Below are 14,155 nucleotides of genomic sequence, written 5' to 3' on the forward strand. Positions count from 1 at the left end.
ATGGGCAAGCTCACCATCCGCGAACTGGCCCAGGCGGCGGGGGTCTCCATCGCCACCGCCTCCTACGTGCTGAACAACAAGCCGGGCAAGGTCTCTGACGCCACCCGGCAGAAGGTGCTGGATCTGGCCCGGGAGCTGGGCTTTCGTCCCAATCCCCACGCCAGCCAGCTGCGGGGCAGTTCCCGCACCCTGCTGGTGCTGCTGCCCGAGTCCGAGGATCCGGTGCGCCTGCGGGGCATCTTGATGGACTGCCCCTTCTTCAACGAGTTCATCGCCGGGGTGGAGCACGCCGCCTACGACCAGGATCTGCAGATCGCCTTCGTCCGGGTGGAGCAGGGGGATCAGATCCGTCAGCTGCGCCAGGGCGCCACCCCTGCCGGGGTGCTGGTGCTGGGTAAGCACAGCCGGGAGACCCTCGCCGATCTGGAGGCCTGGCAGGCCCCGGTGCTGGTGGTGGACGACAAGGGCTACTTCGCCGATCACCCCACCGCCGGCCTGCAGGATTACAGCCAGGACGATGCTCGACTGGGGGAGCTGGCCGCCGATCACCTGCTGAGCCTGGGTCACCGCAAGCTGGTGCTGCTGTTCGGCCCGCTGGAGCAGTCGGTGGTGCACAAGGAGCGGTTGCTGGGGGTGCGCCGCGCCCTGCAGCACCACGGCGTGCCCTTTCACAGCGAGGATCTGCTGGAGGCCGAGGTGACCCTGGACGGGGTGGCCGCGGTGGCCGGTGCCATCGAGCAGAAGCTGGCCCAGGGGGCCACCGCCATCCTCGCCATGGCCGACATCATGGCGGTGGCCTGCTTCAAGCATCTGTTCACCCTGGGTTACCGCATCCCCGAGCAGGTCTCCCTGATGGGCATCGACAACCTGCACATCCTCAACTACCTGCCCCTGCGCCTCACCACCGTCGGCCAGGACGTGTTCGGCCGTGGCTACCAGGCCGTCTGCCAGCTGCAGGGCCAACCCCTCTCCCCCAGCCCCGCCACCCTGATCCCGGGACAGAGCACCGGACCCGTGCCCATCGGCTGAACCACGGCGACAGCGCCGGACAAAAAAAGCCCCGGCACTGGGCCGGGGCAAACACGGACATACAAAAGGAATGGTGTGACCTACTGGTTCAGCAAGACCTGGCCGTAAAGTGCCGGCACCGTCAGGCTGACGCTGCCGTCGGCGGCCACCGTCACGCCGTCACCCCCCAGCAGATCCTGATAGGTCCCCGCCAGGGCACTGTCCAGGCTCAGGGTCAGGCTCTGGGCCGTATCGGCGTTGTTCAGCACCACCAGGGCCTTCTGGTCGTCCAGCTCCCGCAGCAGCACCAGCACATGCTCGTCGCTGTACAGGGGGGCGGACAGCGTGCCCTGGCGCAGGATGGCGTTGTCGTTGCGCAGGGCAATCAGGCTCTTCATCTCGGCCAGCATCGCCGTATCCGGTGAGCCGCCCTGATCCGCCCAGGGATAGGTGCCGCGGTTCATGGGATCGGCCCCGCCGGTGACCCCCACTTCGTCACCGTAGTAGATGGACGGGGCGCCGGGATAGGTCATCTGGAACAGGGTGGCCAGCAAGAAGCGCTGCTTGGCGGTGGCCACAGTGGCGGCATCCGTATCGCTGCCTTCATCCCCCAGGTTGTAGAGCGCCCGGGCCACATCATGGGACGACAACAGGTTCATCAGGGCATGCAGCGCCTGGGGCGGATAGTGCTCCCGCACCATCTCCAGGTTGCGATAGACGGTGCTGGCATCGCTGCCATTGGCAAAGTCCAGCACCGCATCGTGGAAGATGTAGTTCATGGTGGCGTCAAACTCGTCGCCCAGCAGGAACTTGGAAGCGTCAAACCAGGTTTCCGCCACCGTCACCGCATCGCTGTCCTTGGTCTTGACCGCACTGTACCAGCCACGCCAGAACTCATCGCTCACCCAGGGCGCCACGTCCATCCGCCAGCCGGACAAACCCTGATCCAGCCAGTACTTGGTCACCGAGTCATCGTTGCCGTAGGCGAATGCCTTGTAGTCGTCGGTTTCCACCAGCTCCGCCAGGGTGGACTCACCCAGCCAGCCGGCATACATGTCGTCGGCTTCGGTGGCATCGGTGTAGAAGGTGTACCAGCTGTAGTAAGGCGATGCCGTGTTGATCGCGCCCCCTTCAAACGCCCCGTCCGTGTCATAACGGCTGTAGCGATCAAAGTAGACGGAGTCGGTACCGGTATGGTTCAGCGAGGTATCCAACACCACCCGGATGCCCTTCTGCTTGGCGGTGGCATTGAGCGTGGCAAACAAGGCGTTGTCACCGAAGTTATCGTCCACCTGCAGGTAGTTGCCGGTGTCGTACTTGTGGTTACTGCCCGCCTCGAAGATGGGGTTGATGTAGAGGGTGTTGACCCCCAGGTCGGCCAAATAATCGAGCTTGTCGATGATGCCCTGCAGGTCGCCGCCGAAGAAGTCGTTGTTGTAGGTGTCATCGCTGTTGCCGTCGCCCGGCAGGTAAGGGGTGTCCGTCCAGTTGCTGTGGAATTCCACCGCCCCGCCCAGGTAGGTGTCGACACCGGTCGTAGGATCGTTGCTGCTGTCACCGTTGCGGAAGCGCTCGGGGAAGATCTGGTAGTAGACCGCATCCTGCGCCCAATCCGGCACCTGGAAGTCGCTCAGGTAGACGGTCTGCCGGTAGCGGCGGATGTCATCGCTGTCGCTGGGCAGGAAGGCCACCTCGCCCACCCCGTCGGTCCCCTCTTCCGAGGTCCAGTAGACGGTGTCCTCGTTGTTCTCGTAGACGTAGGTCTCGCTGCCGATGGTGAACGTGAAGTAGTAGCTGTAGACCCCCTTGGTAGCGAAGGTATGGCTGGCGGTCCAGGTCTCCAGGCCGGCCTCGTCGGTCGACTTGGTCATGGGCACCTCGACCGCGTCGGTATTGGTGATCGAATCCTGGTTGCCTTCCAGGGTGTGGGTGGCCACCACCAGCGTCATGGCATCGATGACCTCGCCGTTGGCCTCCTGGGCAGTCACCGCATAGTTGATGGTGCTGCCATCGGTCACGGCGCCAAACGGACTCTTGTGGTCCAGATCCCGGGAGTCGAAGGTGACGCTCAACGCCACGGCATCGGTCACCGGATTCTCGGCGGTGCCGGTGAAGGTCTCGTCGCCTATGGTCAGGGTGGGGTTGCTACCATCGCTGTCCATCGCCAGCTTGACGGTATTGCCGCCGGTGAAGTTGAAGCTGAGGTTCTCGCTGCTGCCACCCTGGGTCTCATCGGTCACCACGCTGCTGGCCTCGCCATAGGTCAGGCTGGTACCCGAGGTGGCCGCACCATAGGTGGTGGCCGCCGCCCAGCTGCTGTCCGCCAGCTTGAAGCTGTACTCACCGCTGTCGTCCACGTTCAGGTAGTAGGCATCGCAGCTGTAGGTGAAGCGGTACTGGTTGCTGGCGCTCCAGTCGTTCATCTCCCCCTGCAGGTAGAGGGCGGTGTCCCCCAGCGGGGCATCCGGACACTGGTAGATGGTGAGCGAGGGGGTCTCGGTAGACTCGCTCATGTCCAGCTCGACCTTGTTGGTGCCGGAGAAGTCAAAGGAGAGGTTGCTGCCCTGCAATGCCAGGGTCAGGGGCGTATCCAGCGCCACCTGGCTGCTGTCGGCGCCACCGAAGTCGGCGGTGCTGGACCAGGCGTCATCGGCGATCTTGAAGCTCTCGGTGGCCTCGATGTCGGCGGTCACCAACTCGAAGTGATCGCAGACATAGCTGAACTTGTAGTCGTCATCGGCGGTCCAGCTGTTCATGCCGCCACGCAGATAGAGATCGGTGTCGCCCATGGGGTTGTCGACGCAACTGCTGGTCTCGGTATCGGACGGATCCGGATCCGTGGTGGTGCCGGTATTGTCACTGCTGCCATTACAGGCCGCCAGCAGGAGCGGTAACAGCACCGCCAGAGGGCATAAGGCAAAGTGGCGTAAGACAAAGGGCCGCGCCGCGAAGGCGTCGCCCAGGTGAAGCCGGGTTTTCATAGGGGCATCCTTGTTCTAATTCAAGTGAAACGGTTAACTTGCGCGTCGGCATTAGAGGACAGGAATTCCTAAGGATCAATCGGCTTTATTTACGCTTTCGAGCGGGATCACAAAACGAAACCGCCGGTAAATTAACGATATCGGGGTGAACCCGGGGCTGCCACCCCAAAACCCGACCGCTCCGGATAACCATCGAAAGTTAACCGTTTATCTTGTTTTTTAGCGAAAACCCGCAGAATAGGCGTCAAACGAGAAGAGGCAAAAGGGAAGATGGTCACGGTCGGCCGCCCGGCAAATCCCGATGCCGGGGCCGCAGCCACGGTGACCCGAGTACCAAAGAAAAACCGGGCGCGAGGCGCCCAATGCTCATCAGTTAAGGCGCCATTGGCGCCTTATACTGCCTTTCTTGCAGTCCCCATCATGTTTTTCAAAGCAAAAGCCAACCCCACCCTAACCCTCCCCTTAAACAAGGGGAGGGAAATGTCGTTCCTCCCCCTTACCAAGGGGGAGGCTAGGTGGGGGATGGCTTGCCTCTGGCGCCCATTCATGAGTAGCCGCTGCTTAAGCGACCCGCATTAGGCGCATGACTGCCCGGTGTGAATGGGATGGCGGGGAAGACCCAGCCTAGGCTTGGGGGGTAACCGTGATGGTGGCACCGGTCGCCGAGTAGCTGGCGGAAATGGCATAAGCGGTTCCCGCTTCATCCACCGCCGAGAGCGAACCGAAGGTGCCCTCCAGGTGCTTGGCCGACAGCACGCTATAGCGGGTCGCTTCCGTCAGGGTCGGCACCACCACCGACAAGGCGGTGCTGTCGCCGGTCAGATAGATGCCTTTTTCGGCCGTCAGACTGGCGTTGTTCACCAGATCCAGCGCCAGTTCCCCACCGGCCATGACAAAGTCGGACACCGTCAGCCCACCGGCGCTGCTGTCGCTTTCACCTGCATCAATCGACACCAGCACAGTACCGTCTGCCTGATAGAGGGTGTAAGCGCCGAAGGCCGAGGCTGACGCCGCCACCAGGGTGCCCTGTTCGACCAGGGTGCCGCCACTGTAGCTGTTGTCGCCTGCCAGATAGAGCGCACCGGTGCCGCTTTTCTCCAGACGACCTGCCCCGGAGATATCGTTGAGCCAGTGATCCTGGGCGCTGAAGGTGCCGTCATCGGCATCCATGACGACCGCCACATTGCTGGTAAAGGCACCGTAACCATCGGCCGCCTCCACCAGGTTCAAGCGCCCCCAGCCGCGGGATTGGTCGATGACCGGGTAGTTGGAGTCAATCTCAGTGGTCGCCAGCACCGCCCGTCGCTGGGTGGCATCCAGATAGGGAAAGCGCGATGCCAGCAGGGCCTCCGCCCCTTCGGGGACTTCCGGCTCGGCACTGTCTTCGTCCAGGGGGTCAAAGCCGTAGGTCAGGGCGGCCTTATAACGGGCTTTCATCGCCGCGTGGTCCGCATAACGCAAGGCTTCCGCATCGGTCACATCGCTTTGGGCATAGTCGGATACGGTGTCAAAGCCCTGGTCTTGGGCCTTCGCCAGGAAATACGCCTGAGCCTCCTCGACCGCCGCACTGGCGACGTCCGGATTGGCATTGAGGGCCGCCGCGGTCACCGCAATCCCCATGATGCGGCCGCCGATGACATCCAGCGGGGAGTGCATGCCCGCCACGATGCGGTTGGTGCCCAGATCCACCGAACGGGCCGCCATCTCGGCAAACCGTTCCGGAATGGCGTAGGCCAGACCCAGCCCCCGGTCGATGGCTTCGGTCGTGTGGCCGCTGGGGAAGGCCCCGTCCTTGGCACGACCGGACACCCAGCCACTGCCGCTGTCCGCCGTATAGCCCTCACTGAAACTGCCATCACCGTTATCGGTGTAGATCTGGCGCCCGGCGCAACGCAGGCCCACCAGAGGGGAGACGATGGGGTCTTGCGGGAAATCGTAGAATTTGGTTGCGGAGGTCCCGTCCAGCTCATAACAGGTCAGCTGGGTGACATCGCCGATATCGCTGTAACTGGCGACACTGTAGTCACTCTCCATCCGCCAGGGGCGCGGGCTCTCGAAGTGGTATTTGGGCGCTTCCGTCGAGGCACCGTAGTCGGCGATGGTCTGCAACAGGGTCACGACCGCATCCAGCTCGTAGCCGGTTTCGCCGTAGTTGGTCCCGCTACCCAGACCATCATTCATCAAATGGGTCTGATCGAAGATGTCCACCTCGGTGCCGTCCACATAGACCTTGGTGCCGTCGGCGCTGTAGGAGTAGGTGGAGTTGGCATTGGCCCCAATCCGGTAGTCCTCCGCCAGGGCGCCCAGCCCGGAGGTGATGCTGTAGCCTTTCTCTCGCTGATCATCGAGGTAGGCGAACACCTGGGCCGCGGCGTCCGTGCGATCCACGTCCGGAGTTGTTTCCCCCGGACGGGTCAGGGTCTTCACGTAATCAAAGTTGTATTGCCAGACATCCGCATTCAGCGTCGCTTCATTGCCGAAGTCCAGCAGCAGGGCCTTGCTGGTGCTGTTGGTGCCGCCGCCATCCACCCCGGTGTAGGACTCATAGCCGCTGGCGACCTTCAGACTGTCGGACCCTGTGCTCAGCCAGGTGGTGTCCCCGTTGCTCCACAGGCTGTTGAAGCCGGACAGGATCTGCAGGATCGGATTCACGGCCTCGTCGTAGGCCACGATATTCGACTTCGCGTTGGTGACGGGAATGTTGCCCTCCACCACGGCGACCTCTGAGCCGCTTAGCGCCGGTGCGGCAATATAGGCCGTGGTGCTGACCCCGGCGGGCATCCCCGGATTGGTATAGGCGGTGTCGTCATCAGAGTTACAGGCTGCCAGGGTCAGGGTGATGGCGCTCAGGGCAAATACTTTCGTATTCAACGAGTTAAACATGGAATACATCCTTATATACGAGGGCATAGTGAGAAAACCAAATCCGCACCTGAGGAAAACGGTCATCTGAGCGGACCGCCTGTTCAGGACGACACCCTGCCCACCTGCTCACACCTTCCTTAGAGTTTTTGCTCATTGGCCGGCCAAGTATTCCCGCTCCCTGTGACAAATCCGGGTCGCCCCCATGACAACCCCGTGGCGCTTTGATGACGTCGCCTGCCGGACCCGGCCCGAGACTATCCTTTAAGAAAACTGGTCGGAGGTCATCATGACCCACAACTACCCCGTGCTGCTGGTGCTGTTTGGCATAGTGGGGCTGCTCATCGGCGCCCTGGTGCGCCGCGGCCTGCGCCACAGCCCCCTGCCCTACAGCGTGGCCCTGCTGCTGATGGGGCTGCTCATCGGCCTGGCCAGCCGCTACTGGGGTGACGCCAGTGCCCCCCTGACCCAGGGGCTGGATCAGTTGACCCGCATCGAGCCCCACCTGCTGCTGTTCCTGTTTCTGCCCACCCTGATCTTCGAGTCGGCCTTCGCCATGGAGACCCACCTGTTTCGCCGGCTGGCCAACCAGATCGCCCTGCTGGCCATCCCGGTGCTGGTGGTGGCCGTGCTGCTCACCGCCCTACTGCTGCGCTGGCTGCTGCCCTGGGAGTGGAGCTGGCCCCTGTGCCTGCTGTTCGGCGCCCTCATCAGCGCCACGGATCCGGTGGCTGTGGTGGCCCTGCTCAAGGAGGTCAGCTCCCGCAAGCGGCTGGAGACCCTGATCGACGGCGAGTCCCTGCTCAACGACGGCACCGCCATAGTGCTGTTCACCCTGTTCCTGGCCATGCTGACCGGGCAAGCGCCCATGGGCCTGCTGGATGGCGGCCTGGAATTCGTCTGGGTGGTGCTGATGGGGGGCGCCACCGGCCTCTTGGTGGGCGGTCTGGCCCTGTGGTGGATAGAGCGCATCTACAACGATCCCCTGGTGGAGATCAGCATCAGCGTCATCTGCGCCTACCTGGCCTACTTCCTGGCCGAGCACCTGCTGCACGTCTCCGGGGTGGTGGCTGTGGTGACCCTGGCCCTGCTGTTTGCCGGCCCGGGCCGCACCCGCATCTCGGTGGAGGTGGCCCAGTTCCTCCACCACTTCTGGGAGATCAGCGCCTACATAGCCAACACCCTGATCTTCCTGCTGGTGGGGCTCATCATAGCCCTGCGGATCTCCGAGGGCATGCTGGCCTGGTGGTGGGTGCTGGGGCTGCTCTATGTGGGGGTGTTCGTCATCCGCGCCGCGGCCATCGCCCTCTTCATGCCCCTGCTGGGCAAGGTGGGTGTGCCCATCAACCGGCAGAAGGCCATGGTACTCACCTGGGGCGGACTCAGAGGCGCCGTCTCCCTGGCCCTGGCCCTGACGGTGGCCAACCAGCCGGGATTGCCCACCGAGGTGGGGGATCAGGTGCTGTTTCTGGCCGCCGGTATCGTGCTGCTGTCCATCGCCATCAACGGCACCAGCATGGGTAGCCTGCTGGCCCGCCTGGGGCTCAACCGCCTGCCGCCGGCCAAACAGGCGACGGTGGCCAGCGCCCGGCGGCGCATCGCCGAACAGCTTGGCGAGCAGATGGCGGATCTGCAGGCCGATCCCCTGATGGCCCGGGCCGACTGGCGCCAGGTCAGCCACAGCCTGGCCCTGGGGGAGGAGGCGCCGGCCCCCGCCGTGCCCCAGGACGACCGTGAGCTGGCGGTGGCCTATCAGCGCCGCATCCTGGAGGCGGAGCGGCGCTACTACTGGCACCTGTTTCGCGAGGGGGCCCTGGAGCGTCATGCGGTGCACCACCTCACCGAGGCGGTGGAGCACGCCCTGGACGGCGACCCCTGTATCGGCCCGCGGATGGAGCTGTACCGGTTGTGGGGGACCCCTCCCCTGCTCAGGCTGATGAGTCGCCTGGGGCTGCAGGGCCAGGCCCGCTGGCTCAACCGCCGGCTGCTGAGCCTCTCCTTCGGCCGCATGGCCCTGGGCTACGAGGTGGCGCGGGGCTTTATCCAGGCCCAGGAGGAGATGAGCCGCACCGCCGAGGCCCTGAGCCCGTCGACCGAGCTGACCCGGGAGGTGCAGGCGCGCATCGAGCTGAACAAGCAAGAGGCCATCGCCATGATACGCCAGCTGCAGGAGAGCTTTCCCGAGGTGGCCTACAGCCTGGAGACCCAGACCGCCCGGCGGGTGATGCTGAACAAGGAGCGCTATCTCATCGAGCAGCTGGAGGCGGAGGCCAAGCTGGAGAGTTCCGAGGCCCAGAAGCTGGTCCGCGACGTGGAGAGCCGGCTGGCGGGGCTGCGGCGCATGCCGCGCTTCGACACCCCCACCGACTTTCGCGCCCTCCTGCAGCAGGCACCCTGGCTCGCCGGCGCCAAGGAGAGCAGCCTGCAGGCCCTAAGCCACTGCGCCCGCCGCCGCATCCACGCCCAGGGGGAACAGCTGCTGCACGGTGGCGCCCAGGCCGACGCCCTGCTGGTGCTGGGCCGCGGCCATCTGCGCCGGGCCGGTCAGCCCATCCAGACCCCCGGCAGCACGCTGGGGCTGGAGGCCCTGCTCACCGGCCACTACGGCGAGACCCTCTACGCCGAGGGGCCCTGCGATCTGCTCTGGCTGACCCTGCCCGAGGTACGCACCATCATGGCCCGGGATCCGGTGCTGGCCCACAACATCAGCGAGGCCATCGCCGCTCAGCTGGCGCCGCACGAGCCCGGCTGACGGATCTCCTGCTGCAGCCAGCGGACAAAGCGCCCCACCGCCGGCCGCCCGGCGGACTGGGGCCGCTGCACCAGAAAGTAGGAGAAGGGGCTGGCCAACTCGCTGTCGAACAGCCGGATGAGGCGGCCGTCCGCCAGGCTGGTGCCCAGCAGGGAGCGCCGGGCCAGGGCGATGCCCAGCCCCGCCTGGGCCATGCCCAGCAGCTGACCGGCATCCGACACCATCATGCCGTAGCGCACCGGCAGATCCGCCTGGCCCGCTTGGGCCAGCCAGCCGGGCCAGTTCATGGCCGGCGGCGAGTTGTCCTGCAGCAGCAGGTGAGCCGCCAAGTCTGCCGGGCTCGCCGGGGTGCCTTGGCTGGCCAGCAAGGAGGGGGCCGCCACCGGGAACAGCGCGTCCCCCATCAGCCGCTCCACCAGCAGGCCGGGGTAGTGCCCCGGGCCGAAGCGGATGGCCAGATCCAGCCCTCCCGCCGCCAGATCCTGCACCTGATCGCTCACCGACAGCCGCAGCTCCACGTCGGGGCAGCAGCGGTTGAAGCTGGGCAGCCGGGGGAACAGCCAGCAGCTGGCGAAAGAGGGCAGCACCGTAATGGTCACCACCTGGTTGTCCTGCCGCCCCTGGGCCTGTTGCCAGCCCGCCTGCAGCTGGGCAAAGCCCTGGCTGAGGTAGGGCCGCAGCCCCTCCGCCAACGGCGTTGGGGTCAGCTGGCGGGGCCCCCGCACAAACAGCGGCCCCAGGGCCGCCTCCAGCTGCTTGACGTGCTGACTCACCGCCGACTGGGTGATGAACAGCCGCTGGGCCGCCTGGCTGAAGGAGCCCGTCTCCAGCACCGCCTGCAACACCGCCAGCGCCTTCAGGCGGTGCATGAGATCAGACATAAGCTCACCTAATACCTGTCGCAGTTTTTCCCGTTTGTTCGGCCGAGGAGCGCCGACCATGATGAGCCATCATCGCATCAGCAAAGGAGGTGTGTCGATGGCTCGTTCAATCACTCAGGAAGGTCGCTTTTTGAGACCATTAGCATGGCTTAAGGCAGGAGCCCAGGCCCTGGTGTCCCTGCTGCGCCGCTGGCGGCGCAATCAGCAGGACAGGCTGACCCTGAGCCAGCTGTCGGAATACCAGCTCAAGGACATCGGCATCAGCCGGGAGCAGTGGCAGGAGGAGATAAACAAGCCGTTCTGGCGCTGACGCCGGAAGGGCTCAGGCCGCGCGGCTAACCCAGTTCGGCCCGCAGCAGCTCCTTCTCCAACGCCTCGGCCAGGCGCTGGATGCCGGGCTTGATGGCCTCGGGGCGGATGGCGTGAAAGCCCAGGCGGAAGAAGTGCTGGGGCGGCGCCGCCTCCAGGAAGTGGTTGATGCCCGGCTCGATCAGCACGCTGGCGTGGGCGGCCCGCCAGGCCAGCCGCTGGGTGTTGATCTGCTCGGGCGCCTGCACCCAGAAGGCGGTGGCGCGGTTGCCGTTGTGCCGGCACTGGGGCAGGTACTTGTCCAGCGCCTCGGACAGCAGGCTCCAGCGGTAGGTGGAGTGCTCGCGGAAGCGGCGCAGGTAGGTCTCGTAGTGTCCCTGGGCCAGGAAGTGGGCCATCTGGTACTGGATGTTGGCGGGCGGGTGGCGGTAGAGCAGGCGGCGCAGGGCCCGCAGCTCGTCGATGAGCTCCGCCGGCCCCACCAGGTAGCCCAAGCGCAGGCCGGGGGCCAAGGCCTTGGACAGGCTGCTGACATAGATGACCCGGCCGTTGCGGTCGTGGGCCTTCAACGCCGGCTTGGGGTGGTTCTCAATGTTGGTATCCGAGTCGAAGTCGTCCTCTATGATGATCTGATCCCGCTCTATGGCCTGTTGCAGCAGGGCCTGGCGGCGGGCGTTGCTCATGTGCACCCCGGTGGGCGCCTGGTGGCTGGGGGTGACGTAGAAGAAGTCGCACTCCCGGGAGGCCTCGGACAGCACCATGCCCTCGTCGTCCACCCCGTGGGGCACTATCTGGCAGCCCTGCAGGGCGAAGGTGTTGATGGCCTCGCGGAAACAGGGGCTCTCCACCCCCAGGCGGGTCTCCCGGTTCATCAGCAGCTGGGAGAGCAGGCTCAGGGCGTTCTGGGTGCCCAGGGTGATGAGGATCTCGTCGTCGCTGGCGGTGATGCCACGCTTGGGCAGCACCCGGGTGCGCAGCTGTTCCAGCAGCATGGGGCAGTCCTGATCCACCTGATCCAGCAGCCAGCGGTGATCCCGCAGGCTGCCGGTGACCTTGCGGGCCGCCTCCCGCCACTGCTCCATGGGGAACAGGGTGGTGTCCGGCTGACCATAGATGAAGGGGTAGTCGTACTTCATCCACTGGGCCGGTTTGCTGATGGTGACCATGTCGCTGGGGCAGATCTGGAAGCGATTGCCCCAATTTGGGGCATCCTGTGCACTTTGGGGCGCCAGGGCGATCGGTTGCTCCTCTTTGCGCGCCTGAGGGGTGTAGCGGGGATCGATATAGTAACCGCTGCGGGGCCGACTGATGAGGTAACCGTCGTCCCGCAGGCTCTCGTACACCAGGGCGACCGTGTTGCGGGAGATCCCCAGCTGTTCCGACAGGCTGCGGCAGGAGGGCACGGGTTCGTCGGGCAGGAAACGGCCCGCCAGGATCAGGCTGACCAAGGCTTCCCGCAGCTGTTCCTGCAGCCCCCGATCCCCTGAAAAATCAATCAGCAGACACTGCTCTATCATCCCCGCACCCTCAACAACTGACCAAAAACCAAACGATGCAAGCCATATGCCGACCGCCTATGCTGAAATAATTTCAGCACAAACATCTGTCCCAATCTCCCGAGCAAACTGGCCCTATCCCGCCGGCAACTCTGTCGGTAGAAGTGAATAAGAGGGCGAAAAAAAGTCGTTTTCATGCAACTGATGGAAAATTGGCATCCCGGTTGCAAGTCTGTAGCCAAGTGGTTTTTACATGTCACAGTGAGGTGAGCGAGTGAAAAAGAAATTCTTTGCAGGAAAGGCAGTTAGCCACATGTTGGCCGGTTTGGCTCTGACCTTTGCCTTCGCGGTACAGGCGGCCGACCTGCCGGAAATCGAAGCCCGCGGCGTGCTGAAGATCGCCACCGAGGACGATTACGCCCCCTTCAACTTCATCACCGACGGCCAGCCGGACGGCTTCCACAAAGACGTGCTGGCAGAGCTGAAAGAATATGCCACCAAGTTCAAGCTGGAGCAGAGCATTCTGCCCTGGACCGGTCTGCTGGCTTCCGTGGCCGCCGGCCAGTATGACGTGGCCATCACCGGCGCCCTGGTGACCGACGATCGCCTCAAGGTGTTCAACTTCGTCGCCCCCGTGGCCTCCGCCCAGCACTACTACGTCAAGCGCAAGGGTGACGACCGCATGAAGAGCGTCGCAGACCTGAGCGGCAAGGTGGTCGGCCTGCAGGCCGGTAGCGCCCTGCTGGCCCGTCTGCCGGAGCTGAAGGCCATGCTGGAGAAGAGCGGCGGCAAGCTGGGTGAAGTGGTGGAATACCAATCCTACCCGGAAGCCTATGCCGACCTGGCCAACGGCCGTCTGGACTATGTGATCAACGCCGTTATCTCCATCAACGACCTGGTCAAGACCCGCGGTGACGTGTTCGAGAAGGGTCAGGCCGTGTCCGGTGGCGGTTTCGTCGCCTGGCCTGTGCCGAAGAACAGCCCGCAGCTGCTGGAATTCCTCAACGGCTTCGTCAAGCACCTGAAGGACACCGGCAAGCTCAAGGAGCTGCAGATCAAGTGGTTCGGTCAGGCCTTCGACGGTCTGCCTGACGAGGCCATCACCAACGTGGATCAGTTCCACAAGCTGGCCGGCCTGTAAGTATCACGGGCACCCGGCCTGCCGGGTGCCCCCGTTTTAGCTCGTCGTAAGTCGTATTCGCAGGAGGCGTTCCATGGATCTCAAGGCATGGTTGCTGTTGCTGGAAGGGGCCTGGACTACCCTCTGGATCTCGGGGATCGCCATCATGTTGGGGGTCACCGCCGGTCTGCTCATCGCCCTACTCCGGCGACAGACCATCCCGGTGCTGGACCAGCTGTTGGCCCTCTATATCAGCCTGGCCCGGGCCACTCCCCTGGTCACCCTGGTACTGTTTTTGTTCCTCTCCTTGCCCTCGGTGGGCATCAACCTTAACAAGAATGTGGCGGCCATCCTGGCCCTGACCCTGAACACCGCCGCCTTCAACGCCGAAATCTGGCGCTCGGCCCTCAACAACTTCTCCCGGGATCAGCACGAGGCGGCCCAGGCCATCGGCATGACCGACTGGGCCTTCTTCCGCCGCATCATGCTGCCCCAGCTGTTCACCGTCAGCCTGCCGGCCCTGGTGAACGAAATGTCCTTCCTGATCAAGGGCAGCCCGGCCATCGCCGTGATCGGCCTCGTCGACCTTACCCGGGTCACCAACCGCATCGCCTCCGTCACCTATGAACCCCTCTACCCCATACTGGGTGCCGGGCTCATCTACATGGTGATGATCGGGGTGATGGTGAAGGCCCAGGCCTCCGCCGAGAACAAAGCCCGTCGGCTGGCCATGTGAGGAGACTGCC

Annotated in this window: 9 protein-coding genes; 5 read left to right on the forward strand and 4 right to left on the reverse strand. The window is 64.3% G+C overall.

What is annotated here, in order from left to right; translation table 11 throughout:
* Positions 1-1,029 carry a LacI family DNA-binding transcriptional regulator gene (locus ABHF91_RS16335; RefSeq protein WP_409421288.1) on the forward strand — a complete coding sequence of 343 codons (1,029 nt, stop codon included), beginning with the start codon at positions 1-3 and terminating at the stop codon, positions 1,027-1,029.
* An 80-nt stretch (positions 1,030-1,109) separates the two neighbouring features.
* Here the strand turns inward: ABHF91_RS16335 and ABHF91_RS16340 are convergent, their stop codons facing one another.
* Positions 1,110-3,989, reverse strand: coding sequence for an alpha-amylase family glycosyl hydrolase (locus ABHF91_RS16340; RefSeq protein ID WP_409421289.1), 2,880 nt, complete (start codon positions 3,987-3,989; stop codon positions 1,110-1,112).
* 624 nt (positions 3,990-4,613) lie between these two features.
* Positions 4,614-6,872 (reverse strand): phosphatase PAP2 family protein, encoded by a 2,259-nt coding sequence (locus ABHF91_RS16345; RefSeq protein WP_409421290.1) that lies wholly within the window; start codon positions 6,870-6,872, stop codon positions 4,614-4,616.
* Between the two features lie 268 nt (positions 6,873-7,140).
* Here ABHF91_RS16345 and ABHF91_RS16350 point away from each other — a divergent pair, with 268 nt between their 5' ends.
* Entirely contained in the window at positions 7,141-9,603 is a 2,463-nt protein-coding gene (locus tag ABHF91_RS16350; protein ID WP_409421291.1) for a cation:proton antiporter, read from the forward strand.
* Here the strand turns inward: ABHF91_RS16350 and ABHF91_RS16355 are convergent.
* Complete coding sequence (locus ABHF91_RS16355; protein WP_409421292.1) at positions 9,576-10,484, reverse strand: LysR substrate-binding domain-containing protein; 909 nt, start codon at positions 10,482-10,484, stop codon at positions 9,576-9,578. The genes ABHF91_RS16350 and ABHF91_RS16355 overlap by 28 nt on opposite strands.
* 130 nt (positions 10,485-10,614) lie before the next feature.
* Between ABHF91_RS16355 and ABHF91_RS16360 the strand changes: the two genes are divergently transcribed.
* Positions 10,615-10,794: a DUF1127 domain-containing protein gene (locus tag ABHF91_RS16360; protein WP_409421293.1), complete on the forward strand. Its 180-nt coding sequence runs from the start codon at positions 10,615-10,617 to the stop codon at positions 10,792-10,794.
* Positions 10,795-10,819: 25 nt separating this feature from the next.
* Here ABHF91_RS16360 and ABHF91_RS16365 read toward each other — a convergent pair whose 3' ends face one another.
* Positions 10,820-12,310, reverse strand: coding sequence for a PLP-dependent aminotransferase family protein (locus ABHF91_RS16365; RefSeq protein ID WP_409421294.1), 1,491 nt, complete (start codon positions 12,308-12,310; stop codon positions 10,820-10,822).
* A gap of 292 nt (positions 12,311-12,602) precedes the next feature.
* Between ABHF91_RS16365 and ABHF91_RS16370 the strand changes: the two genes are divergently transcribed.
* Together ABHF91_RS16370 and ABHF91_RS16375 are read left to right on the forward strand one after the other, a co-directional pair.
* Positions 12,603-13,430: a transporter substrate-binding domain-containing protein gene (locus ABHF91_RS16370; RefSeq protein ID WP_409421295.1), complete on the forward strand. Its 828-nt coding sequence runs from the start codon at positions 12,603-12,605 to the stop codon at positions 13,428-13,430.
* Between the two features lie 73 nt (positions 13,431-13,503).
* Entirely contained in the window at positions 13,504-14,145 is a 642-nt protein-coding gene (locus ABHF91_RS16375; protein WP_409421296.1) for an amino acid ABC transporter permease, read from the forward strand.
* Positions 14,146-14,155 lie beyond the last annotated feature (10 nt).

The sequence above is a fragment of the Pseudaeromonas aegiceratis genome (assembly GCF_046254905.1).
Lineage (GTDB): Bacteria > Pseudomonadota > Gammaproteobacteria > Enterobacterales > Aeromonadaceae > Pseudaeromonas > Pseudaeromonas aegiceratis.